This window comes from Achromobacter sp. RW408 (assembly GCF_003184165.1).
Lineage (GTDB): Bacteria > Pseudomonadota > Gammaproteobacteria > Burkholderiales > Burkholderiaceae_B > Achromobacter > Achromobacter xylosoxidans.
The window spans coordinates 945,263-970,009 of sequence record NZ_QHHO01000046.1 but is presented as its reverse complement, the minus strand read 5'-3'; the positions used below and the strand labels follow the sequence as shown (position 1 = coordinate 970,009).

14 protein-coding genes are annotated in these 24,747 nt (G+C 67.8%); 1 reads left to right on the top strand and 13 read right to left on the bottom strand.

The features are described from left to right. Window positions 1-7 precede the first annotated feature (7 nt). Window positions 8-1,270 (top strand): MFS transporter, encoded by a 1,263-nt coding sequence (locus DK459_RS14515; RefSeq protein ID WP_199234291.1) that lies wholly within the window; start codon window positions 8-10, stop codon window positions 1,268-1,270. A gap of 71 nt (window positions 1,271-1,341) precedes the next feature. Here DK459_RS14515 and DK459_RS14510 read toward each other — a convergent pair whose 3' ends face one another. The 13 genes from DK459_RS14510 to clpS all read right to left on the bottom strand — a co-directional run bounded on the left by DK459_RS14510 (window position 1,342) and on the right by clpS (window position 24,653). Beyond that, entirely contained in the window at window positions 1,342-2,079 is a 738-nt protein-coding gene (locus DK459_RS14510) for an ABC transporter ATP-binding protein (RefSeq protein WP_006383976.1), read from the bottom strand. After that, the gene (locus DK459_RS14505; RefSeq protein WP_006383977.1) at window positions 2,076-2,876 is read right to left on the bottom strand and encodes an ABC transporter ATP-binding protein; all 801 of its coding nucleotides are present in this window, start codon (window positions 2,874-2,876) and stop codon (window positions 2,076-2,078) included. Before DK459_RS14505 ends, DK459_RS14510 begins: the two co-directional genes overlap by 4 nt. Beyond that, entirely contained in the window at window positions 2,873-3,961 is a 1,089-nt protein-coding gene (locus DK459_RS14500; RefSeq protein WP_006383978.1) for an ABC transporter ATP-binding protein, read from the bottom strand. Before DK459_RS14500 ends, DK459_RS14505 begins: the two co-directional genes overlap by 4 nt. Beyond that, on the bottom strand, window positions 3,958-4,809 hold the full coding sequence (locus DK459_RS14495) for a branched-chain amino acid ABC transporter permease (protein ID WP_370445600.1): 852 nt from the start codon (window positions 4,807-4,809) through the stop codon (window positions 3,958-3,960). Before DK459_RS14495 ends, DK459_RS14500 begins: the two co-directional genes overlap by 4 nt. Window positions 4,810-5,049: 240 nt before the next feature. Continuing rightward, window positions 5,050-6,195, bottom strand: a complete 1,146-nt coding sequence (locus tag DK459_RS14490; RefSeq protein ID WP_006383980.1) for a branched-chain amino acid ABC transporter substrate-binding protein — start codon at window positions 6,193-6,195, stop codon at window positions 5,050-5,052. A 187-nt stretch (window positions 6,196-6,382) separates the two neighbouring features. Then, window positions 6,383-10,204, bottom strand: a complete 3,822-nt coding sequence (gene putA, locus DK459_RS14485) for a trifunctional transcriptional regulator/proline dehydrogenase/L-glutamate gamma-semialdehyde dehydrogenase (RefSeq protein WP_110134830.1) — start codon at window positions 10,202-10,204, stop codon at window positions 6,383-6,385. Between the two features lie 168 nt (window positions 10,205-10,372). Further along, on the bottom strand, window positions 10,373-11,065 hold the full coding sequence (locus DK459_RS14480) for a membrane integrity-associated transporter subunit PqiC (protein WP_006383983.1): 693 nt from the start codon (window positions 11,063-11,065) through the stop codon (window positions 10,373-10,375). 4 nt (window positions 11,066-11,069) lie between these two features. After that, window positions 11,070-12,734 carry an intermembrane transport protein PqiB gene (locus tag DK459_RS14475; protein ID WP_020928439.1) on the bottom strand — a complete coding sequence of 555 codons (1,665 nt, stop codon included), beginning with the start codon at window positions 12,732-12,734 and terminating at the stop codon, window positions 11,070-11,072. Window positions 12,735-12,790: 56 nt separating this feature from the next. Further along, window positions 12,791-14,107, bottom strand: a complete 1,317-nt coding sequence (locus DK459_RS14470; protein ID WP_006383985.1) for a PqiA/YebS family transporter subunit — start codon at window positions 14,105-14,107, stop codon at window positions 12,791-12,793. A 271-nt stretch (window positions 14,108-14,378) separates the two neighbouring features. Continuing rightward, a complete protein-coding gene (gene clpA / locus DK459_RS14465) occupies window positions 14,379-16,688 on the bottom strand; it encodes an ATP-dependent Clp protease ATP-binding subunit ClpA (RefSeq protein WP_024069529.1) in 2,310 nt (769 codons plus the stop codon). A 55-nt stretch (window positions 16,689-16,743) separates the two neighbouring features. Continuing rightward, window positions 16,744-18,966, bottom strand: a complete 2,223-nt coding sequence (gene pbpC, locus DK459_RS14460; RefSeq protein WP_107315709.1) for a penicillin-binding protein 1C — start codon at window positions 18,964-18,966, stop codon at window positions 16,744-16,746. Further along, a complete protein-coding gene (locus DK459_RS14455) occupies window positions 18,963-24,107 on the bottom strand; it encodes an alpha-2-macroglobulin (protein ID WP_227740243.1) in 5,145 nt (1,714 codons plus the stop codon). The genes pbpC and DK459_RS14455 overlap by 4 nt, the downstream gene beginning before the upstream one ends. Window positions 24,108-24,338: 231 nt before the next feature. Then, window positions 24,339-24,653 carry an ATP-dependent Clp protease adapter ClpS gene (gene clpS / locus DK459_RS14450; protein ID WP_006383989.1) on the bottom strand — a complete coding sequence of 105 codons (315 nt, stop codon included), beginning with the start codon at window positions 24,651-24,653 and terminating at the stop codon, window positions 24,339-24,341. Window positions 24,654-24,747: the final 94 nt, after the last annotated feature.

Sequence of the window (24,747 nt, the reverse complement as noted above, 5' to 3'; positions counted from 1 at the left end):
CCCTCCCATCCCCTTCCGCCGCGCGGGACAGAAGTACGCTTTCGTGGTCGTCGGCGTGATCTTCCTGGCGCTCCTGGTCTCGGCCGGCCTGCGCGCGTCTCCCAGCGTGCTGCTGGTGCCGCTGGAGCAAAGCTTTGGCTGGAATCGCAGCACCACTTCGTTCTCGGCCGCCGTCGGCATCTTCCTGTATGGACTGGTGGGGCCGTTCGCGGCGGCCGCGATGGAACGCTTCGGCGTGCGCCGCGTGCTGATCGCGGCGCTGTCGGTGATGTCCCTCTCGACCGCCGCCAGCGCCTACATGACCCAGCCGTGGCACCTGCTGCTGACCTGGGGCGTGTTCTCCGGCGTCGGCTCGGGCGCGGTCGCCGTGGTCATGGGCGCCACGGTGGTCAACCGCTGGTTCACGAAGCATCGCGGCCTGATGATGGGCTTGCTGACCGCCAGCACCGCCACCGGCACGCTGATCTTCCTGCCCATCCTCGCGGCGCTGGCGTCGTCCGGCGACTGGACCCGGGTGGTCTGGACCGTGGCGGGCGCCGCCGCCGCGCTGGTGCCGGTGGCCTGGTGGCTGGTGCCCGACCGCCCCGCCAGCGTCGGCCTGGTTCCTTTCGGCAGCGACCCGCATGAACCGCCCGCGCCCGCCACGCCGCGCACCGGCATGATCGCCGCCACCTTCGGCGCCCTGTCCCGCGCCGCCCGCACCCGCACCTTCTGGTTCCTGTTCGCCACCTTCTTCATCTGCGGCTTCACCACCAATGGGCTGGTCGGCACGCACCTGATCGCGCTGTGCGGCGACCATGGCATGCCCGAAGTGCAGGCGGCGGGGCTGCTGGCGATCATGGGCATCTTCGACCTGTTCGGCACCACCGCCTCCGGCTGGCTGACCGACCGCTACGATCCGCGCAAGCTGCTGTTCGTCTACTACGGGCTGCGCGGCCTGGCGCTGATCTATCTGCCCTATTCCGACTTCTCGTTCTACGGCCTGGCGATCTTCGCGGTGTTCTTCGGCCTGGACTGGATCGCCACCGTGCCGCCCACGCTGCGCCTGGCCACTGAAGCCTTCGGCGATCGCGAGGCGCCCATCGTGTTCGGCTGGATCGTCGCCGGCCACCAGTTGGGCGCGGCCAGCGCGGCCTGGATGGCGGGCGTGGTGCGCGAGTCGCAAGGCAGCTACCTGATGGCCTTCGTCGCGGCCGGCGCCACAGGTCTCGTCGCCGCCGTCATCGCCCTGCTGATCGGGCGCGAGCGGGTCGTGGCGCAACCCGCGTAGCCCGCCAGCGCGGCACAAAAAAAAGCCCGGCCTGGCGGCCGGGCTTTTCTCATGCGGCAAGCGGAACGCGGCTACGCCTCTTCCACTTCCCCCAGGTACGCGGCGCGCACCTTGGGATCGTGCAGCATGTCGGCGGCAGGACCGGACAGCGTGATCTCGCCGGATTCCATCACGTAGCCGCGGTGGCTGTTCTCCAGCGCCAGGCGCGCGTTCTGCTCGATCAAGAGGATCGTGACGCCTTCGCTGGCGATGGTGCGCACCACCTCGAAGACCTTCTCGACCATCAGCGGCGCCAGCCCCATCGAGGGTTCGTCCAGCAACAGCAGCTTCGGACGCGCGATCATCGCGCGGCCCATGGCCACCATCTGCTGCTCGCCACCCGAGAGCGTGCCCGCCGCCTGCTTGCGGCGTTCGGCCAGGCGCGGGAACAGCGTGAACACGCGGTCGGTGTCCTGCCGCACCTGCGCGGCGTCGCGCCGGATGTAGGCGCCCATCGCCAGGTTTTCCTCGATGGTGAGCTGGCCAAAGATGCCGCGTCCCTCGGGCACCATCACCAGGCCCTGGCGCACCAGCTCGTGCGACTTCTGGCCGCCGATGGACTGGCCGCCGTAGACCACTTCGCCGCCGGCCAGCGGCACCAGGCCGCAGATGGCGCGCAGCGTCGTGCTCTTGCCGGCGCCGTTGGCGCCGATCAGGCACACCAGTTCGCCTTCGTCCACGCGCAGGTCGATGCCGCGCACCGCGCGGATGCCGCCGTACGCGACCTGCAGGCCGCGCAGTTCCAGTAGGGGTTTGCTTGCCGTCGTCATGCCGGGCGCTCCTGATGAATCAGCGGATCCTGGGCGGCGCCCGCGCCCAGATACGCTTCAATGACCTTGGGGTCGCGCTGCACCTGGGCGGGTTTGCCCATGGCCAGCACCTTGCCGTATTCCAGCACCAGCACGCGATCGCACAGGCCCATGACCAGCTTCATGTCGTGCTCGATCAGCAGCACCGTGACGCCATCGTCGCGGATCTTCTCGATCAGCTTGCGCAGCACCACGGTTTCCGAGGCGTTCATGCCGGCGGCCGGTTCGTCCAGCGCCAGCAGCTTGGGATCGGTGGCCAAGGCGCGCGCGATTTCCAGGCGGCGCTGGTCGCCATAGGGCAGCGAACGCGCCACGTCGTTGGCGCGGTGGCCGATGCCGACGTAGTCCAGCAGCTCCTGGGCGCGGGCCTCGATGGCGGCTTCCTCGGCGCGCGTGCCGCGGGTGCGGAACACCGCGCCCAGCACGCCGGCGCGGGTGCGCATGTGGCGGCCGATCATGACGTTCTCGATCGCGCTCAGGTTGGCGAACAGACGGATGTTCTGGAAGGTACGCGCCAGGCCGGCGTGCGCCACCTCGTGCGGTTTCTTGCCCGACATCGAGGCGCCGTTGAAGGTGCAGCTGCCGTCTTCCGGGATGTACAGGCCCGTAAGCACGTTGAACAGCGTGGTCTTGCCGGCGCCGTTGGGGCCGATCAGGCCGTAGATCTCGCCCTGCTCGATGTCGAAACTGACGTCCGACAGGGCCTGCAGGCCGCCGAAGCGCTTGCCCAGTCCCTGGGCTTGCAGCAGTTTGCTCATGCCGCGCCTCCCTGCGTCTTGGTGGCCAGCTCGCGCTTGCGCACGGCCGACGGCCACAGGCCGGCGGGACGGAACAGCATCACGCACACCATCGCCAGGCCGAACAGCAGCATGCGGATGCCCTCGGGATCCAGCACCACCGCGCCGAACACCATCTGCTGCACCGGCTCGACCACGGCGCGCAGGAATTCCGGCAACGCGGCCAGGATCAGCGCGCCCAGGATCACGCCCGGGATGTGGCCCATGCCGCCCAGCACCACCATGCACAGGATGGAAATGGACTCCATCAGCGAGAAGCTCTCGGGGCTGACGAAACCCTGCATCGACGCGAACAGCGCGCCCGCCACGCCGCCGAACGAGGCACCCATGGCGAAGGCCAGCAGCTTGATGTTGCGGGTGTTGATGCCCATCGCCTTGGCGGCGATCTCGTCTTCGCGGATGGCTTCCCAGGCGCGGCCGATGCGCGAGTTCTGCAGGCGCACGCACACCAGGATGATGATCAGCGTCAGCGCCAGCAGCAGGTAGTAGTACTTCTCCGGCCCGGTCACGCGGATGCCCAGCAGGCTCTCGGTGCGGCCAAAGGCGAACTCGCCCACCTTGAAGGTATCGATGCGGTTGATGCCCTGCGGGCCGTTGGTGATGTTGACCGGCGCGTTCAGGTTGTTCAGGAAGATGCGGATGATCTCGCCGAAGCCCAACGTCACGATGGCCAGGTAATCGCCGCGCAACTTGAGCGTCGGCGCCCCCAGCAGCACCCCGAACAGGCACGCCACCGCCAGCGCGATCGGCAGGATCGCCCAGAACGGCAGGTGCAGCCCGAAGTGCGGCGAAGCCAGCAGCGCCCAGGTGTAGGCGCCCACCGCGTAGAACGCGATGTAGCCCAGGTCCAGCAGGCCGGCAAAGCCCACCACGATGTTCAGGCCCAGCGACAGCATCACGTACAGCAGCGCGAAGTTCAGGATGCGGACCCAGCTCTGGCCGGCCATGCCGATCACGAACGGCAGCACCGCCAGCACGATGCCGATCAGCGCGATGCCGATCAGGTTGCGGGTCGACAGCCCGCTGTTTTTCAGGGTGGTGCTCATGCGCGGTCCCCCACACGCTCGCCCAGCAGGCCGGACGGACGGAAAATCAGCACCAGCACCAGCACGAAGAACGCGAACACGTCCTGGTAGTGGCTGCCCAGGAAGCCGCCGGTCAGGTCGCCGATGTAGCCGGCGCCCAGCGATTCGATGATGCCCAGCAGCAGGCCGCCCGCCATGGCGCCGACCAGGTTGCCGATGCCGCCCAGCACCGCGGCCGTGAAGGCCTTCAGGCCCAGCATGAAGCCCATGGTGTACTGCGACACGCCGTAGTAGGTGGCGACCATCATGCCGGCCACCGCGGCCAGCGCCGAGCCGATCAGGAACGCCGCTGAGATCACGGTGTTGATGTTCACGCCCATCAGGCCGGCCACTTCGCGGTTCTGCGCGGTGGCGCGCATGGCGGTGCCCAGGCGCGTCTTGTGCACCACGGCCAGCAACCCGCCCATGATGAGCGCGGCGATCGCGACGATGGCGATCTGCAGCGTGCTCATGCGGGCGCCGAAGATCTCGAACACCTGCGGCGTCAGCACCTGCGGGAAGTTCAGATAGTTGCGGCCCCAGCCCATCATCGCCACGTTCTGCAGGATGATGGACACGCCGATGGCGGTGATCAGGGCGGCCAGGCGCGGCGCGCGGCGCAGCGGCCGGTAGGCCACGCGCTCGGCGGTCCAGCCCACGGCCATGCACAGCGGCACGGACACCAGCAGGCCCAGGCCCAGCACCATGAAGGCGGACGCGGACGGGTCGCCGCCGACCAGCGAGATGGCGATCGTGGTGGCCGCCATCGCGCCGATCATGACGACGTCGCCATGCGCGAAGTTGATCAGCCCGATGATGCCGTACACCATGGTGTAGCCAAGGGCGACCAGGGCGTACACGCTGCCGAGCGTGACGCCGTTAATCAGTTGTTGAATGAAGATATCCATAGGGGCCGTGGAAATAAGCCTGGAAAAATCGCGCGAGGATCGGATGCGGCGCGGCCCCGGGGGCCGCCTTCGCGCAAATCGCCGCCGCGCCGGGCGGCGCGCGCGGGGTCAATCAAGATGGCCAGGCGCGGCGGCGCCGCGTCCTGGCCGGGTCAGGCAGCCTTAGTTGGCCTGGCTGACCATCGTTTCAACCATCTCCCACTTGCCATTCTTGACTTCGTAGATGGTGACCGAGATTTCCTTCAGGTCGCCGTTCTTGTCGTAGGCGATGTGCTCGCTGGTGGCGCCCTTGCGGTTCAGCTTGGCCAGTTCCGGCAGGTACTTCTCGGGCTTGGCCGAACCGGCCGCTTCGATCGCCGCGATCATGTTCCAGGCGCCGTCATAGGCGTACGGCGCGTAGACGCCGGGGGCCTTCTTGAAGCGGGCCTGGTAGCGCTGCTCGAAGTCCTTGCCCGCGGCCATCTTGTCCAGCGGCACGCCGGCCAGCGAGGCGTAGGTGCCGTCGGCGGCGTCGCCGGCCAGCTTGATGAAGGTGTCGCTGCGGGTCATTTCACCCGAGACCAGCGGCGCCTTCAGGCCGAGCGTGGCCAACTGGCGCTTCATCGGGCCGGACTGCGCGTCCAGGCCGCCGTAGAAGATGGCGTCGGGCGCCGAGCCCTTGATGTTGGTCAGGATGGCCGTGAAGTCGTTGGCCTTGTCGGTCGTGTACTCGCGGCGCACCACCTGGCCGCCGGCGGCCTTGACGGCCTTCTCGACCTCGTCGGCCAGGCCCTGGCCGTAGGCGGTACGGTCGTCGATGATGGCGACCTTCTTGGCCTTCAGGCTCTGCACCATGAACTTGCCGACCGCGGCGCCCTGCTGGGTGTCGCTGGTCATCATGCGGAAGGTGGTTTCGTAGCCCTGCTTGGTGTACTCGGGCGAGGTCGCCATGGCGATCTGCGGCAGGCCGGCTTCGTGGTAGACGCGCGAAGCGGGAATCGTGGTGCCCGAGTTGAAGTGGCCCAGGATGCCGACGACGTTCTCGTCGACCAGCTGCTGCGCCACCTGCACGCCCACGCGCGGGTCGGCCTGGTCGTCGCGCGACACCAGCACGAACTTGGCGGGCTGGCCGTCGACCTTCACGCCCTTCTTGTTGGCTTCTTCCAGCGCCAGGTTCAGGCCGTTCTGCATGTCCTCGCCATAGTGCGACTGGGGACCGGTCAGGGGCGCGGCAAAGCCGAACTTGACGTCGGCGGCCTGCGCGGCCGCGGCCATGCCGACGGCGGCGATGCTGGCGGCGACAAGCTTCAAAGTGGTGCGAAACTTCATTGGAATCCTCCGGTATGTCGGATGTGGCTTTGTTATACCTGGGCTTTTGGGCCAGGTGATCTATTTGAGTGCGATTGCCGGGTTGCCACAATCGAACTTCAGGTGCGACCGGATTTTGCTTCCAGTGCAACCTCGCTAGATATTGGAGATAACCCTTGGTTTCCCAAGGGTTACCCCTCGGTCACGCTCAGCCGATGGTCATGAGGCTGGCGTTGCCGCCGGCCGCGGCCGTATTGACGCTGATGGAACGTTCGGTAAGCAGGCGTTCCGGCACATACGCGGCGCCGGCCGCCAACGCGTCCGAGGTCAGCCCATGCACCGCCAGGATCGCGCCCGGACGCTGCGCGATGCGCTGGTTCAGGGCGCGCAGCGTGTCGCCGTCGCCCTCGAACAGCACCGCGTGGTAGTCGGCCTGGTCGACCTCGCCATCGGCCAGGATACCCGCCTGGCCCTGCTGCTCGGCATCCAGCGTGGCCAGCAGCGCCTGCGCCGCCGGCGTGTCGGCGAACCAGGCGTGGTTGCCCGTCAGGCGCGCCGCGGCCCACTGGGCGCGCGCGCCGGTTTCGGTGGCCGCCACGCAGTAGACCGCGCCGCGCGGTTCCACCATATAGGTGTTGGTCTCGCCAGTGGGACCCGGCAGCGCGATGCGCTGCGGCAGCGGCGCCGCCGCGTCCAGCGCCGGCGGCAGGCCCTCGGGCCGCGTGCCCAGCAGGCGGTACATATACAGCGGGCCGCCGGCCTTGGGGCCGGTGCCCGACAGGCACTCGCCGCCAAAGGGCTGCACCCCGACCACCGCGCCGACGATGTTGCGGTTGACGTAGACGTTGCCGGCATGGACCTGGCCGGTCACGTGGGCAATGGTTTCGTCGATGCGGGTGTGCACGCCGAAGGTCAGGCCGTAGCCGGTGCCATTGATGGCGTCCAGCAACGCGTCCAGCTCATCGCGGGCGTAGCGCACCACGTGCAGCACCGGGCCGAACACTTCGCGCGTCAGTTCGCTGATGTGGTCGATCTCGATGATGGTGGGCGCCACGAAGGTGCCGTGGCGGCATTCGCCGTTCAGCTCGACCTGGTCCACCCGGTGGCCGGCCGTGCGCATCGCGTCGATGTGGCGCTGGATGCCGTTGCGCGCCTCGGTGTCGATGACCGGGCCGACGTCGACCGACAGGCGGTCCGGGTTGCCCACGCTCAGTTCGCGCATCGCGCCGCGCAGCATGGTCAGGACGTGATCGGCGTTGTCTTCCTGCACGCATAGCACGCGCAGCGCGGAACAGCGCTGGCCGGCCGAATCGAAGGCCGAGCTGAGCACGTCGAATACCACCTGCTCGGACAGCGCCGACGAATCCACCACCATGGCGTTCTGGCCGCCGGTCTCGGCGATCAGCGGAATGGTATGGCCGTCGTCGTCCAGCCGATCGGCCAGCGTGCGCGCGATGATGCGCGCCACGTCGGTCGAGCCGGTGAACATCACGCCACGCACGCCGGGGCTGGCCACCAGTTGCGCGCCCACGGTCTCGCCACGGCCGGGCAACAGTTGCACCGCGCCGGCCGGCACGCCGGCGGCGCGCAGGATCGCCACCGCCTGCGCCGCGATCAGCGGCGTCTGCTCGGCGGGCTTGGCCAGCACGGTGTTGCCGGCGGCCAGCGCGGCCGCGACCTGGCCGGTGAAGATGGCCAGCGGGAAATTCCAGGGGCTGATGCACAGCACCGTGCCCAGCGGGCGGTGCGTGTCGTTGCTGAATTCGCGGTCAGCCTGGTCGGCGTAGTAGCGCAGGAAGTCCACCGCCTCGCGCACTTCGGCGATGGCGTTGGGCAGCGACTTGCCGGCCTCGCGCACGATCAGGCCCAGCAGGGTCTGCATCTGCTCTTCCAGCAGTTGCGCGGCGCGGCGCAGGCATTGCGCGCGCTCGGCCACGGGGGTCGACTGCCAGATGGGCGCGGCATTGGCCGCGGCGCGCAGGGCGGCCTCGGCTTCTTCGCCATTGGCCTCGATGACATGGCCGACCACGTCGCGCAGGTTGGCGGGGTTGCGCACCTCGATGGCGCGCGCCGCGTCCCAGGCGCCGTCGCCCTCGCCCAGCATGGGCGCGGCGCGCCAGGGCGTGGCGGCGCTGGTCAGCAGCGCGGCCGACAGCGAGCCCAGGCGGTGTTCGTTGCTCAGGTCCAGGCCGGCGGAGTTGGCGCGCGCGCCCTGTTGCGGATTGCCGTAAAGCTCGCGCGGCAACGGAATCTTCTCGTGCGGCGCGCCCAGCGGCACGATGCGCGAGGCGGCCTCGACCGGGTCGGCCACCAGGGTCTCGACCGGAATGCTCTCGTCGCCGATCAGGTTGACGAACGAGGTATTGGCGCCGTTTTCCAGCAGGCGGCGCACCAGGTAGGCCAGCAGCGTTTCGTGCGTGCCGACCGGGGCGTAGATGCGGCACGGACGGTTCAGCTTGCCCTGCGCCAGCGGCCCGACCACCTCGTCATACAGCGGTTCGCCCATGCCGTGCAGGCACTGGAATTCATACTGGCCCGGGTAGTAGTTCTGGCCAGCCAGCTGGTAGATCGCCGACAGCGTGTAGGCGTTGTGGGTGGCGAACTGCGGATATACGGCTTCCGGCGCGCCCAGCAGCTTGCGGGCGCAGGCCAGGTAGGCCACGTCGGTGTAGACCTTGCGGGTGTAGACCGGATAGCCCTCCAGGCCATCGACCTGGGCGCGCTTGATCTCGCTGTCCCAGTAGGCGCCCTTGACCAGGCGCACCATCACGCGATGACGGCTGCGGCGCGCCAGGTCGATGACGTAGTCGATGACGAACGGCGCGCGCTTCTGGTAGGCCTGGATCACGAAGCCGATGCCATTCCAGCCTTCCAGCTCGGGCGTGAAGCACAGCGCCTCCAGCAGATCCAGCGAGATTTCCAGGCGGTCGGCTTCTTCGGCATCGATGTTCAGGCCGATGTCGTAGCTGCGCGCCAGGATGGTCAGCGCCTTCACGCGCGGCAGCAGCTCGGCCATGACGCGTTCGCGCTGGGCGCGCGAATAGCGCGGGTGCAGCGCCGACAGCTTGATGGAGATGCCGGGGCCTTCATAGATGCCGCGGCCGGCGGCGGCCTTGCCGATGGCGTGGATGGCCTGCTCGTACGAAGCGTAATAGCGCTCGGCGTCCTCGGCCGTAGTGGCCGCTTCGCCCAGCATGTCGTACGAATAGCGGAAGCCGCGGCCTTCCATCTTGCGGTTGTTGGCCAGCGCCTCGGAAATGGTCTGGCCCGACACGAATTGCTCGCCCATCATGCGCATGGCGATGTTCACGCCCTTGCGCACCAGCGGCTCGCCGCCCTTGCCGATCAGGCGCGTCAGCGCCTTGGACAGCGACTGCTCGCTGCTCACGGCCACCAGCTTGCCGGTGATCATCAGGCCCCAGGTGGCGGCGTTGACGAACAGCGACTGCGAACCACCCATGTGCGATTTCCAGTCGCCGCGCGAGACCTTGTCGCGGATCAGCGCATCGCGCGTGGCGCGGTCGGGAATGCGCAGCAGCGCCTCGGCCAGGCACATCAGCGCCACGCCCTCCTGGCTGGACAGCGAGAATTCCTGGATCAGTCCCTCGACGCCGCCGCCGCTGCGCTTGCCGCGCAGCTTCTTGACCAGGTCGGTGGCCATCGCATGCACTTTTTCCAGGTTCGGCATGCGTGCCTGGCCCAGCAACAGCGGCACGCACTCGGGCTCGGGCCGGCGATAGGCCGCCGTGATGGCCGCGCGCAGCACCGATTGCGGCTGCACGTCCTGGCCGAACTCGTAGAACGGCGGCGTGGCGGCGGCCTGGTGCTCACCGCCGTCTTCATCGCCTCCCTCGTCGCCGCCCAGGTGGGACATCTCGGCCGGCAGGTGGCCACGCTCGATCTTGTCCAGGTAGGCGAGAATCGCCTGCTTGTGCAGCCAGTGCGGCGTGCAATTGAGTTTTTGCGCGGCGGCCTTCAGGCGGTCGCGCAGCGCGTCATCGACCTTGACGCCGAGGGTGGTGCTGGCCATAAGAGATTGCTTCCTGTCGCATGGCAGAGGTCACACCGGGCACGCAAAGGGGCCCGGCATCGGTAGGACCGTATGCTAGTCAGGTTGCAACCTGGTTTGTATTAAGGTTAACCCTAGGGGTTAACCGTTTGAGATCACGGCAGGTTTTGGCGCTCTGCCCGTCCCCGTTTATGACTTGTCCGCATCGGGCAGCGGCGAGCAGCCCAGCATCTGTACCGCGCCGCCGCTATCCGGCGTCTGCCCGCGCATGGCGGACGCCATGGCGCCCGCCAGCGCGGCCACCGCGCGCTGCTGCGCGGCGACCAGCGCCGGTATGCCGGCCTGCGTCACGGTTTCGGTGACGACGCTGCGGCACAGCAGACCCTGGCCCTTGAGGTTTACCGGCCGCACCCGCCAGGTTGCGTCCAGTTGCGCCATGCTGCCCGACACCAGATCAAACCGCTGCACGTCGGTCTGGACCCGCCACACCGGCGCGGCGGGACCGGGCTTGACCACCTGCACGTCCAGCGCGCCCAGGTCGTGCTTGAGCGCGTCGGAGAGCGCGCCACGGATCTCGTCACCCAAGGGCGAACTCCAGCGCTCGGAATACATCGCCGCCACGCTGCCGTCGCCCGTGCGCACCATCAATTGCGGCTGATCCGCCTGCGACGCGACGTTGACACCCTGCACTTCCAGCAGGAACGGCGCGGCTGCGCGGGGCACGGCCGGGGGCTTCGGCGCCGGCCCTTGCAGCGTGTAGTAATGCACGGGCGGCGATGAGGCGCAGGCGGCCAGCAGCAGCGGCAGGGCCAGCAACGCCAGGCCGCGGCCAAACGCGCCGGAACGGGAAGTCGGGAAGGGGCGGAAACGGAGTCGGGTCATGGGTTCAGTTCCTGACGGGGCCGGCGCCGGGGATCGGGTCCTGGCCGCGGCCGCGCAGCAGCGATTCGGGATTCGATTGCAGGAAGTCGGCCAGCGCCCGCAGCGAACGGGCGGCGCGGCTCAATTCCTGCATGGCCTTCTCGGCGTTGACCGGCAGCGAGGCATCCGAGGCCAGCAGCGCATTGAGGTTGGCCATGGAGTCGCGCGCCTGCTTGAGCACGCCCTGGGCCTCGGGCGCGACCTGCTTGTCCAGGCGGTTCATCAGCTTGGAGGTGCTGGCCAGCGTGGTCCGCAGGTCCTCGCCGATCTTGTCGAACGGAATCTTGTCGATCTTGGCGACGATGTTGCTGACCTGCTGCTGCAATTGGTCGAGCTGGCCCGGCACGGTCGGGATCATGGCCGGCGTGGTCATCTTGAATTCCACCGGCTTGACGTTGGGGAACTCGTCCAGCACCACGTACAGCTGGCCGGTCAGCAGGTTGGCGGTACGCAACTGGGCGCGCAGGCCATGCTTGATCATGATGCCCAGCAGGCGTCCGCCGGCCTCGTCGCCGTCCTTGATGGCGTGCTCGCGCACCTCGTCGTAGACCCGGCCCAGGCGTTCCGGATACAGCGTGGCGTCCACCAGCGCGAAGAAGCGCTTGCTGACGGGATCGAAATCCATGTTGATCTGGGTGACGTTGCCCAGCGTGATGCCCGAGAAGTCGATCGCCGCGCCCACCGCCAGGCCGCGGATCGACTGATCAAAGCGCATGCGGATCGGGAAGGCTTCGCCGTCCGGGTTGGCCTTGGCCGCCGCCTCCGTGGCATACAGCTCGAAGTGCGTATCGGCCGCCGCCGGCGTGTTGGCGTCGCGCGCGCTGTAGACCGGCTCGAACGCCACGCCGCCCACCGCCATCGACACCAGCGACTGGGTGCGGACCTTCAGGCCTTCGGCGTTGACGCTGAAGTCCACGCCGCTGGCGTTCCAGAAACGGGTGCCATTGGTCACGAACTTGTCGTTGGGCGCGTCGACGAATACCTCGACATTGACGGCATTGCCGGTCTTGTCGAGTTCGTAGCCGATCACGCGGCCCACGTTGATGCGGCGGAAATACACCGGCGAACCGATGTCCAGCGACCCCAGGTCCGCCGCCTTGAGCTTGAAGCGCTTGCCGGCGCGGTCATGCGTCACGGCGGGCGGGGTTTCCAGGCCGACGAAATGCAGCTTGGTCGCCTTCTTGGACGAGTCCTTGCCCTCGACCGCATCGACGCCGATGTAGGCGCCGGACAACAAGGTGCCCAGGCCCGACACGCCGCTGACGTCCAGGCGCGGGCGCACCACCCAGAAGTTGGTGCCCTCGCGCGCCAGATCGGCCACATCCTTGGACAGCTCGGCCTGCACCACCACCTTGCTGCGATCGGCGTTGAAACCGATGGACCTGACGGTGCCGACGTTCACGTCCTTGTAGCGCAGCTGGGTCTTGCCGACTTCCAGCCCTTCGGCCGTATTGAATTCGATCGACAGGTCGGGGCCGGCCTGCATCCAGGTGCGCACCACCAGCGACAGGCCCATCAGCGCCGCAACGACGGGCACCAGCCAGATCCATGAAATCCGGCTCTTGCGCTTGCGCGAGATCGTGGGTGACGCGTACTTCCCTTCACCAGATCCAGGTGCTTGGTCGGACATCGGTTTTTCCTTTTCTTCTTGAACAACGCCAGGCGGCAGACAGCGCCGCGCCGGACTCAGCCCGCTTCCACGCCAGCGGACGCCGGGCGCCGGCCCGCTGCCGGCTCCGTGGCGTCCAACTCACTTACCGCTTCCAGGTCCCAACTGCGGCGCAGGTCGAAGCTCATGGCTGACAGCATGGTCAGGATGACCACCACGCCGAAGGCCGCGGCGCCCGCGCCGGCACTGATTTCCATCAGGCCCTGGAAATCGGCCAGGGCCGCCAGCAGGATCACGACGAACACGTCCAGCATCGACCATTGGCCGATGAATTCGACCATCTGGTACAGCCGCGTGCGCGGGCGCAGGTTGGTGGTGCTGCGCCACTGCTCGGTCAACAATAACAGGATCAGCGCCAGCAACTTGGTCAGCGGCACCGCCACGCTGGCGATGAAGACGATCAGCGCGATGTCCCAGGAGCCCATGTCCCACAGTTCCACCACGCCGCCCAGGATGGTGTGGGCGCTGTCGCCCAGCACCGAACTGACTTTCATCACCGGCAGCACGTTGGCGGGAATATAGAACACCACGGCCGCCAGCAACAGGGCCCAGGTGCGATTCAGGTGATCGGGCTTGCGGTAATGGACCACGGCGTGGCAACGCACGCAGTGGTGTTCTTCCTCGGGATCGGCGTCGCGCGGCACGGCCTGCACCTGGCCACAGACATGACAGCCTGTCAGCACCACGTCGGGGCCGGCCTCGGGCACGTGCACCGGCACCACGCCCTCGCTTTCGGCGTAGCGCCACAGCACGTGCGGCGTCAGGCGGCCCAGCATGGTCAGGAAGATGGTGAGCACGCCAAAGGCGAACAGGCCGATGCCGGGCGAAACGGCCGCCATGCCGGCCAGCTTGACCACCGCCACCAGCACGCCGAGCAGGAACACCGGCACCATGCACCATGGCCGCAACAGGCCCAGCAATCGCATCGCGCCTCGGAACGCCGCCGGCTCGACGCCGCGCGACAGCGGGCCCAGCACCCACAACAACACCGCCAGCTGGACCAGCGGCAGCACGAAGCCCGCCAGCCCGGTCATGACGGCCACGGTGTAATGCCCCTGGCGCCAGGTGATGTCGATGGCATCGAGCAGCGAGGCCTGCTGCACCATGCCCTGCACCGACATCGAGGCGACCGGATAGGCATTGGCCACGCCGAAGATGATCAGCGCGGCGATGGCAAGCGCCAGCCAATTGGACAAAGTAAGCCCGCTGTAGCGCCACAGGGTGGCACCGCAGCGGGCGCAATTGGCGGTCTCGCCAGGTTCGAGCTGATGTCGGCGATAGATGCTTGCGCAGTGCTCGCACTCGATCAGCGGCTGGCTCTCCGCGGTCGTCATAGGCAGGGCCTGCTCCCCCTAAAAGAAGCCTCGCACAGGCCTGTAATCGGCTGCCAGGCTAGGCGTGATCGCCGCCGCGTGGCTCCGCCACGCAAGGTGAGCGCAACGACGCCTGGCAGCCGATTACAGGCCTGCCCGAAGGGTGAGTACCCAAATGAGCGCCTCTCAGCGTTGCGAATGCTCGCCGGGGGGCCGCCACGACTGCGCTTCGCGCCTTGATAGTCACTCATTTGGGTACTCATGCGAGGCTTCTTTTAGGGGGAGCAGGCCCTCATTCGACGAGTTCGACTTCCTGCTTGTCCGGGGCGGCCGACGGCGGCTTGCCGTGGTCGTCGAAGTCCAGCGTGACCTTGCCGGCCTCGTCCAGGTCCACCGTGACGGTGCCGCCATCGACCAGCTTGCCGAACAGCAGCTCGTCGGCCAGCGCGCGCCGGATGGTGTCCTGGATCAGGCGCTGCATCGGCCTGGCGCCCATCAGCGGGTCGAAGCCTTCCTTGGCCAGGTGCTCGCGCAGGGCCGTGGTGAACACGGCTTCGACGCGGCGCTCGTGCAACTGGTCTTCGAGCTGCATCAGGAACTTGTCGACCACGCGCAGGATGATCTCGCGATCCAGCGGCGCGAACGGGATGATCGCATCCAGCCGGTTGCGGAACTCGGGCGTGAACATGCGGCGGATTTCCGCCATTTCGTCGCCCACCACACGCGAATTGGCGAAGCCGATGGACGGACGGTTCAAGGTCTCGGCGCCCGCGTTGGTCGTCATGATGAGGATGACGTTGCGGAAGTCCGCCTTGCGGCCGTTGTTGTCCGTCAGCGTGCCATGGTCCATGACCTGCAGCAGGATGTTGAAGACGTCCGGGTGGGCCTTTTCGATTTCATCGAGCAGCAGCACGCAATGCGGCTGCTTGGTGATGGCCTCGGTCAGCAAGCCCCCCTGGTCGAAACCGACGTATCCCGGCGGCGCGCCGATCAGGCGCGACACCGCATGGCGTTCCATGTACTCGGACATGTCGAAGCGCAGCAGCTCCACGCCCAGCGTGAAGGCCAGCTGGCGCGCGACTTCGGTCTTGCCGACGCCGGTGGGGCCGGAGAACAGGAAGGCGCCGATCGGCTTTTCCGGCTTGCCCAGGCCCGAGCGCGCCATCTTGATGGCGGCGGACAAGGCCTCGATGGCGTTGTCCTGGCCGAACACGACGGTCTTGAGGTCGCGGTCGAGCGTGGCGAGCTTGCTGCGGTCGTCGTTGGAAACCGACTGCGGCGGAATGCGCGCGATCTTGGAAACGATGTTCTCGATGTCGACCTTGCCGATCACCTTCTTCTGGCGCGAACGCGGCAACAGGCGCTGCGCGGCGCCGGCCTCGTCGATCACGTCGATGGCCTTGTCGGGCAGGTGGCGGTCGTTGATGAAGCGCGCCGACAGCTCGGCGGCGGCCGACAGCGCGGCGGCCGAATAGCGCACGTTGTGGTGTTCCTCGAAGCGGCTCTTCAGGCCGCGCAGGATCTGCACGGTCTGCTCGACGCTGGGCTCGGCCACGTCGATCTTCTGGAAGCGGCGCGACAGGGCGTGGTCTTTCTCGAAGACACCGCGGTATTCGGTGTACGTGGTGGCGCCGATGCACTTGAGCTGACCCGAGGACAGGGCCGGTTTGAGCAGGTTGGAGGCATCCAGCGTGCCGCCCGAGGCCGAGCCGGCGCCGATCAGCGTGTGGATTTCGTCGATGAACAGGATGGCGTCGGGATTGCCGCGGATCTGCTTGAGCACGCCCTTCAGGCGTTGCTCGAAATCACCGCGGTACTTGGTGCCCGCCAGCAGCGCGCCCATGTCCAGCGCGAACACTTGCGCGGCCTGCAGGATCTCGGGAACCTCGCCGCGCGTGATGCGCCAGGCCAGGCCCTCGGCGATGGCGGTCTTGCCCACCCCGGCCTCGCCGACCAGCAGCGGGTTGTTCTTGCGGCGGCGGCACAACACCTGGATCACGCGCTCGACTTCGTGCTCGCGCCCGATCAGCGGGTCGATGCGCCCGGCCAACGCCGCGGCGTTCAGGTCGGTCGCATACTGGTCCAGCGGCGACTGGCGCGATTCGCCCTGTTCTTCACCATTGGTTTGCTGCTCTTTCTGCACGGCGGCGGACTCCACCTGTGGCTGTTTGGTAATGCCATGCGACAGGAAATTCACCACGTCCAGCCGCGTCACGCCCTGCTGTTGCAGGTAGTACACGGCGTGCGAATCCTTTTCGCCGAAAATGGCCACGAGCACGTTCGCGCCGGTGACCGGCTTCTTGCCGGTGCCGCCCGCGGACACGTGCATGATCGCGCGCTGGATGACGCGCTGGAAACCCAGCGTGGGCTGGGTGTCGACTTCCGCGCCGCTGGGGATCACCGGCGTGTTTTCCGAAACGAACTGACGCAGGTTGCGGCGCAGGTCATCCAGGTTGGCGGCGCAGGCGCGCAACACTTCGACGGCGGAAGCGTTATCGAGCAGCGCGAGCAACAGGTGCTCGACGGTAATAAATTCGTGCCGGGCCGAACGGGCCTCGACAAAAGCCATATGCAGGCTGACTTCAAGCTCTTGGGAAATCACGCTTCCTCCGTAACGCATCGAAGCGGGCAAATACACGATTCATATTCTATGCCGATCAGGGCGTAACGCCAGCGATTTCAAAAACCACGCTGTCATGACGGCCTTGCGCGTCCATGACGGTAAGCGTATACCGTCCGTCCCGCGTCAGCACCAGATTAAACGGACGACCCGACGCGGCATGACCCACCACGCGACCATCGAGCATCCACCAAACTTCGCCTTCGGCGCCCTGCACATCCACATCCACCGCCACCTGCGCGCTGCCAGGCACCGGCCGCAATACCGACCCGGTGGCCACGCCCCCCAGGCGCAACGGCCCTTGGGTGGCATCGGCATAGCCGGCGAACGACGGCGGCACCGTGTCATTCAAGGCCCAGGCCGCGCGCTGCTCGGGGCATTCGCCCGACGGCACGCTGCCCAGCCGGTAACCCAGCGGCCAGCAGGTCACGACCGGCTGCACCGTGGCGGGCCGCACGCGCACGTGCTGGGCGCCTTCCGGCAGGGCCGCCACGATATCCTGTAGTAGCGGCGCCGCCACATTCGCCCCGAAAAATCCGGGGTTGGGGGTGCCGTCCGGCCGGCCTACCCACACGCCGATCGTCCAGCTGTCGGTCACACCGACCGCCCAGGCATCCCGGAATCCGAAACTCGTCCCGGTTTTCCAGGCCAGTTGCCGCGCCGGGCTGCCCGACTGATAAAAGGGCCGGTCCGGGTGGCCGCCGCCTTCCAGGATGTCACGCACGATCCAGGCCGCGCCAGCACTCATCATACGGGACTCGACCCGGGGCTGCTCCGGCCGCAGGCGCGCGCGCCCGGAAATGCCGCCACGGGCCAGGGCCCGATAAGCACCCACCAGTTCTTCCAATGTGGTGCCGCCCCCGCCCAAAATCAAGCTCAGATTCGGTTCGGCCCCGGCCGGCAAACGTAACCAGACCCCGCCCGTCAGCATAACCGACGCAAAGCGGGTCGGCCCGACGCGGTCCAGCAGGTCCACCGCCGGCACGTTGAGCGAGCGCTGCAGCGCCTGCGCCACGCTGACCGGCCCCGAGAACGACGCCTGGAAATTGCCCGGCGCGTAGCCGCCAAACGACAGCGGCGCATCGATCAGCAGGCTTTCCGAGTGGATCAGGCCGTCGTCCAGCGCCTGGGCGTACAGGAACGGCTTGAGCGTCGAGCCGGGCGAGCGCACGCCGCGCACCATATCCACGTGGGCGTAGCGGGAATCATCGGAAAAATCGGCGGAACCGGCGTAGGCCTTGACCTCCAGCGTGTCGTTGTCCATCACCAGCACCGCCATCGAAACCTTGGGCGGCAGGTTGTCGACGCGGTCCAGCAGCATGCGCTCGACCGCGGCCTGCATGTCGGCGTCCAGCGTCGAGGTCAGCAGCGGCGGACGGCTGCCGGGACGGCGCGAACCCGCCTGCGGCCGGCCGGCCTCCTGCAACAGGCGCTGCGCCGCCAGCGGCGCCAGCCAGCGTGCCCGCAGCGGCGGCGCCACCACCTGCTCGATCTTGGCGTCAGCCACCTCGGCCGGCGTCCAGCGGCCCAGCTCCACCATGCGGTCCAGGACCTTGTCGCGCGCCGCCTGCGCGGCCTGGGGATGGCGGTCCGGCCGCAGCCGCGACGGCGCCTGCGGCAAGGCGGTCAGCATGGCGGCCTCGGCCGGGCTGAGATCGCGCGCCGGCTTGCCCAGCCACAGGCGCGAGCCCATTTCCACGCCCTCGACAATGCCGCCCATGGGCGCGTGGGTCAGGTACAGCGACAGGATCTCGTCCTTGCTGTAGTGCATTTCCAATTGCACCGCGCGCCAGGCCTGGCGCAGCTTGGCGCTCATCGAGCGCGACGGTTTGCCGGCCAGTTGCGGGTCGATCAGGCGCGCCACCTGCATCGTCAGGGTCGAACCGCCCGAAACGATGCGGCGGTTGGTGGCCCATTGCCAGCCGGCGCGCGCCAGCGACACCGGGTTGACGCCGGGGTGCCAGTAGAACCAGCGGTCCTCGTAGGTCAGCAGCGTATCGAGGTAGTGCGGCGACACCTGGTCAGGCTTGACCGGGTAGCGCCAGATGCCGTCGCGGCTGGGATAGTTGCGCAGCGGCGTGCCGTCGGCGGCGACCACCACGGCCGCGCCGCCGGAGTCGATGGTCGGCAAGGGATAGAGGCGGTCGAGCACGAATAACAACGCGGCCAGCGCTGACAACACGCTGGCCGCGAAGAGTCCGCGCCGCCGCCAGCGGCGGGCGCGCGAGGCGCCCGCCGGCGGGGTGGCGGCGGTGTTCAAGGACGCTGCTTGGCGCTGCGATCGCGGATCTCGACCGTGCTCCATTGCTCGCCTACGCCACGGATCTCGGGCCGGTACATGTCTTCGGCCACGGTCGACGGCACCGCGTAGCGGCCCGGCGTCACGACCCGCACCAGGTAGAACACGTCCACCTTGCCGCGACCCAGCGAAACCGCCGCAACATAACGATCATCGCGGAATTCGCGGTGCTTGATGTTGGGGTCGGCCATTGCGTCGGCCACGCGGCGCCCGCCGATGCTCCAGTCCTGCATTTCGGGGCTTTGCGACAGGTTCAGGTTCTCGACCTCGAAGCCGGCGGGCACGCGGTCCACCAGCAGGCCATCCGGGATGTTCTGGTTGGCGCTGGCCTGGACCCACACCACCAGCATGTCGCCGGTCTGCAGCGTGCCGCCATCCCACGGCTTGCCGTCCGGACGGTACCAGCCGCGCTTGAGCTGGATCACGTCGTTGCGCGGCGCGGGCACCGTGGTCGGGCTGCCCTGGATGTCGTACTCGATGAAGAGCGACTGGCTGCCGGTGTTGAGCAACTGCGTGCCGGCCAGCTCGGCCGCGCTCAGCGACACGGTGCGGTCGGACCTGCCGCCTTCCAGCTCCTTACGCACGCCGTTGACGGTCAGCGCGGCCTGCCACGGGGTCGACTTGTCGCCGCCGGCGGCGCGCGCGGCCAGCAGCAGGGCCATCTGTTCCTGCGTCGACAGGTACGAACGGTTGCCCATGCGCGCGGCCAGTTGCGTCATCAGGTTCTCGACGCGGTCATGGCGCAGCTCGTACTGGTTGGCCAGCGCGTACGCCAGCGCGTAGTCGCGCACGGCGCTGCCGTAGTCGCCGAGCCAGTCGTCGTAGTAGCTGTTGGCGCGGCGGGTGATGCCGTATTCGCGCGTCATGGCCAGGTCGAGCGCGCTCTTCATGCGCCCTTCGTCGCCCATCAGCTTGAACGCGGCGGCCAGCTGGATCAGGGGCAGCGGCGAACGCGCGCGGTCCTGGTAGTTGTCGAACAGCTGGCGAACCGTCGACAGCGGCGCCTTCTTGTCACGCGCCAGCGCCAGGGCGGCCGTGGCCAGGCCGGCGAAGCGGCGATGGTCTTCGCGCAGCACGCTCAGCCCGCTGCTGTCCAGGCGGCCCGACTCGAAGTCGCGCTTCAGGTTGGCCGACCAGGTGCCGAACGAACCGCTGCTCTGCTGCACCTGCTCCAGCAGCCACTGGCGCGAACGGTCCAGCGAGGCCTCGGGGATGGTGAAGCCCTTGTCGCGCGCATCCTGCAGGAAGCCCACGGCGTAGGCCGTCAGCCACACGTCGCGCGCCGAAGAACTGCTCCACAGATTGTAGGAGCCGACGGCGTTGCGCATGCCGGACAGGCGGCCGATGGCGCCAGCCACCTTGGCTTCGCGCTCGGCCTGGGTGCGCGGCTTGAGGCCGAACTGCTTGGCCGCTTCTTCGTCGATCAGCACCCACGGCAGGGTCGCGCTGATGGTCTGCTCGGTGCAACCATAGGGGTAGTTGAGCAGGCCTTCGACCACGCGGTTGACGTTGATCGGCGGACGGTTCGAGACCGTCATGCTGACCGTGGTGGAGTCCGGATAGTAGGACGCCACCCACGACGCCTGCGGCGTGTTCGACTCGCCCGGGTTCAGGCGCAGGCGGCGCACCTGGCGCTCGGCCGCGTAGGCCGGCTGCACCTGCAGCACTGATTCGCGCACGATGTGGATCGGCTTGGCGCCGCCCTGCCCGTCCACGGTCAGGCGCATCAGGCCCAGGCCATACGAGCCGGTGGTGCTGGCGGTGAAGCGCAGCGTGGTGCGTTGCTTGTCCTTGAGCGTCACGGTGCGGGTGCCGTCGACGATGCCGACCGGATCCAGCGCTTCCAGCTTGACCGTCACCTTCTGGTCGGAGCCGCTCAGGTTGGTCACGTCCAGCGCGATGGCGGCCTGGTCGCCCGGGGTGATGAAGCGCGGCGTGTTCAGCTCGGCCACGATCGGCGCCGCCACCACCATTTCGGCGTCGGTGCTGCCGTAGTTGTCGGCGGTGAACGCGACGGCCATCAGGCGCAGCGTGCCGTTGAAGTCGGGCAGGTCCAGCGGGATGTCGGCCTCGCCCTTGTCGTTGAGCTTGACCGGACCCGAGAACAGGTCGACCAGCTTGACCTTCTTGGGCAGGCTCTTGCTGTCGCCGCGCATGGCGGCGTCGCCGCCCCACTTCAGCTTGCCCTTGGTGCCGTCCATCTTCTCGATCAGCTTGCCGTACATGTCCAGCAGTTCGGGCGCGTAGCGGTGCTTGCCGAAGAAGAAGTCCAGCGGATCGGGCGTGCGGTACTGGTTGATGTTGAGGATGCCGACGTCGACCGCCGACAGCGTCACCATGGCCTGCTTGCCCTGCGCGCCATCGACCTTCACGCGGACCGTGGTCTTGGTCTCGGGTTCGGTCTTGGCGGCGGCGCTCAGCTTGACGTCGAGCTTGCGGTCGGCGCTGGCGATCGGCAGGAACGTCAGGCCCAGCGCGCGCGCCGGCGTCACGCGGTCGCCTTCGCTGCCGGGGCGGAACACCGCCGCGGCCACGTACAGGTCATGGCGCTTCCAGCTCTTGTCGATCGGGATTTCCACTTGCGTGCCGGTCGCCTTCACGGCCACCCAGGTCGACCACAGCATGCGGTCGCCTTCGACGGTGATCAGGGCCTGGCCGTCGTGCGGCGGCGTCAGGGTCAGCTTGACGCTGTCGCCCGGCTTGGCGGGCACGCCTTCCAGCTTCATCTGGACGCGATCGGGGCGGTTGCCCATGGCGTCGGCGTCCTGGGCGTCCCAGCCCGCGTAGAAGCGGTAGCGCAGGGTTTCGCCGGTCTCGGGATCGGCGATTTCCAGGCGGTAGCGGCCCCACTTGACCGGCACCGTGAACTGGCTGCGGTCCTTCAGCGCGATCTCGCGCGAGTCCAGCAGTTCCTCGGTTTCGGTGTAGCCGCTGTTCCAGCCGCGCTGGTCGTCAAAGCGCCAGTAGTACTGGCGTTCCTCGCGGTACAGGCGCATCTGGGCCTGCGCCAGCGGCGCGATCTTGCCCTGCGCATCCACGCGCAGCACTTCGAAGGCGGCCGGGGCGCCTTCGCGCGCGACATCGCTGTCGAACTGCGGACGCACGGCAATCAGCTTGTCGGCGGGCCAGACGCTGCGCTCGATCGAGCGCACCACCGGGCGGCCGCCCGATTCCAGCAGGCTGGCCGAAACCCGCACCTTCATCGGCGAATGGGTGCCTTCGGTGCGCGGTTCGACCTCCAGTTGCGCGGCGCCGGTCGAATCCAGCGCCGCTTCCGGCAGTTCCTCGAAATGGCGGCGCGAATCATCGTCCACGTCGCCGAAAATGAAGCCGGGCCATTGCTGCGGCAACGCGTAGCGGTCGCGCTTGACCTGGAAGCTGGACAGCAGGCGGTTGCCGGCGGCCGGCGCGCCATACAGATAGTCGCCCTGCACGTCGACGGTCAGGGTGTCGTCCGGCGACAACACGTCCTGGTCGGAGGTCAGCGCCATCTTCATGCGTTCGGGCAGGAATTCCTCGACCTGGAACTTCCAGGAGGCATCCGGCGCGCGCGAAGCGGGATCGACGCGCAATTCCAGCATCCAGGCGCCGGTCTGGGCGTCCGGCGGCAGATCGATGGCGCGTTCGACGTAGCCCTGCAGGTCCTTGGCGGGCTGCCACAGATTGGTCGAGACCACGCGGCCGTCGGGGCGCTTGAGGGTCGCTGTCAGCGGCGACGGCGGCATCACGCGGCCGTCGAGGTCGCGCGGCAGCACCGACACGTGGAAGGTTTCACCGGGGCGATAGAGGTTGCGGCCGGCGTAGACGAACAGGTTGTTGGGGCGGGAGATATGCCCGCCGGTATCGAATTCGGACAGGTCCAGCGCCGGTTCGGCCAGCGCCAGCACGGTCATTTCCTTGTCGCGCGAGGCGCGGATGACGCGGGCGTTGGTGAAGCTGCCGTCAAAGCGCACGTGGCCCTGGCCGTCGGCCTGGGCCTTGGCCAGCACCTTGCCGGCGCCGTCCACCAGTTCGAACAGCGCGCCGGAGATCGCCTGGCCGCTCTTGAGCGACACCGAGTAGGCCTCGATGCGATCGCTGTAGCGGCGCGCGTGCAGGCCGATGTCGCTGACATAAAAATAGGTGACCTGGTACTCATAGCGGAAACGGCCGGGCTGGCTCATCACCGCGACGTAGATGCCGGGTTCCTGCAATTCCTTGATGCCTTCGACCGGCAGGAAGGTGACGTGGCGGCGGTTCGGCTTGTCGTCCGTCAGGAAGCGGCCCTGGTAGACGCTGGTGGTCAGCGTATTCAGGCGGTCCAGGTCCCAGTTGCTGACCGAGCCCTTCAGGCTGCGGTTGCCGGCATAGCGCCAATCGTCTTCGTCGTAGCCGCCGGATTCCTCTTCATCCGACGAGGCCGTGCTGCGGCCGATGCCCAGCACCGACTCGAACAGTTCCGGCACGCGCTCGGGCGCGACGCGCAGGAATTGCACGTCGACTTCGGGCATGTTGACGGTCGCCACCGGCAGGCCGCCGTTCTGGCCGGCCGGCAGCACCACGCCGCGGCTGGCGAAATAGAACGAAGGCGGCATGGCGTCGGTCACCACGTCGCAGTGCGAGCCCGTGGCCAGCGCAACCTTGTCGCCCTGGCCCGGCAGGCCCGCGCGCACCGAAACCGAATACGAGCGTTGCGGCTGGACGTAGGGGAAATACACCATGCGCGGATTGGAGCCGACCACCCAGTTGCCCTGGACGATCTTGCCCTTGGGCGCGGCGTCGCCCGGCTGGACGGAGCTCGGCTGCTGGCCGTTGGCGCTGCGCTCGGTGTCCTGGTCGGGCTTGCCCGAAGCGGCGCCCGTGTCGGTGACCTGCAGGAACTTGCTCAGGTCGGCCTTGGCCTCGACCGGCTGCGTGAAGGTGACCGCCAGCGCCAGCGAATCGTTGTACTGGCGCGGCTGGCAATTGAGCACCGCGAAGGCGTCGGCAGTGCCAACCGTGGCCGTGGCCGGCAGGGCCTCGGGCTTGGCGGCGCCGCCCGTCGCGGCGGGCGCGGCCGTGGTCGCCGCCGGCGTAGCCGTCTGCGGCGTTGCGGGCGCGGACGGTTGGCCGCCCTTGCCCATCCACCATCCCACGCCGATGGCGCCGGCCACCACGATCGCGCCGGCTACCGCCAGCCAGGTCTTGCTGTTCTTTCCACTCACGGCAAACCTCCCCGCCTACTCGAATGCAATGCTCCTTTGCGGCGGAGCTGCCGACCTGATAATGCCGCGCGCTTCTCGGTGCGCGGTTCCTGCTTTTGCAACCCTGTACAGCAGAACGCCGCCAGTCGTGGCGGCGCTGTTCCTGCGAGTTCAGACCGGTTCCATCACGCACTGCAAGGGATGCTGGCGGGCCCGCGCATACTGCGCCACCTGGGCGATCCGGGTGGCGGCGAGGTCGCGCGGATAGACGCCGCAAACGCCGCGGCCTTCGTGATGCACCTGCAACATGATGCGCGTGGCCTCTTCATGATTCTTATTGAAGAACTTCTGCAGCACCTTCACGACGAACTCCATCGGGGTGTAGTCGTCATTGAGCAACAGGACCTGGTACATCGGAGGCGGCGCGGCGCGGGCCGGTGCCTTTTCGACGGCCAAATCGTGCTGGGTATCCAAGGTAGAACTCATAGGGCGGCTATTCTATTTAATCAGGGGACGGCTTGCATGTAACTTACGCAAAATTACACGTAGAAATGCGTAGTTTCCATACTTGACTCCGCAA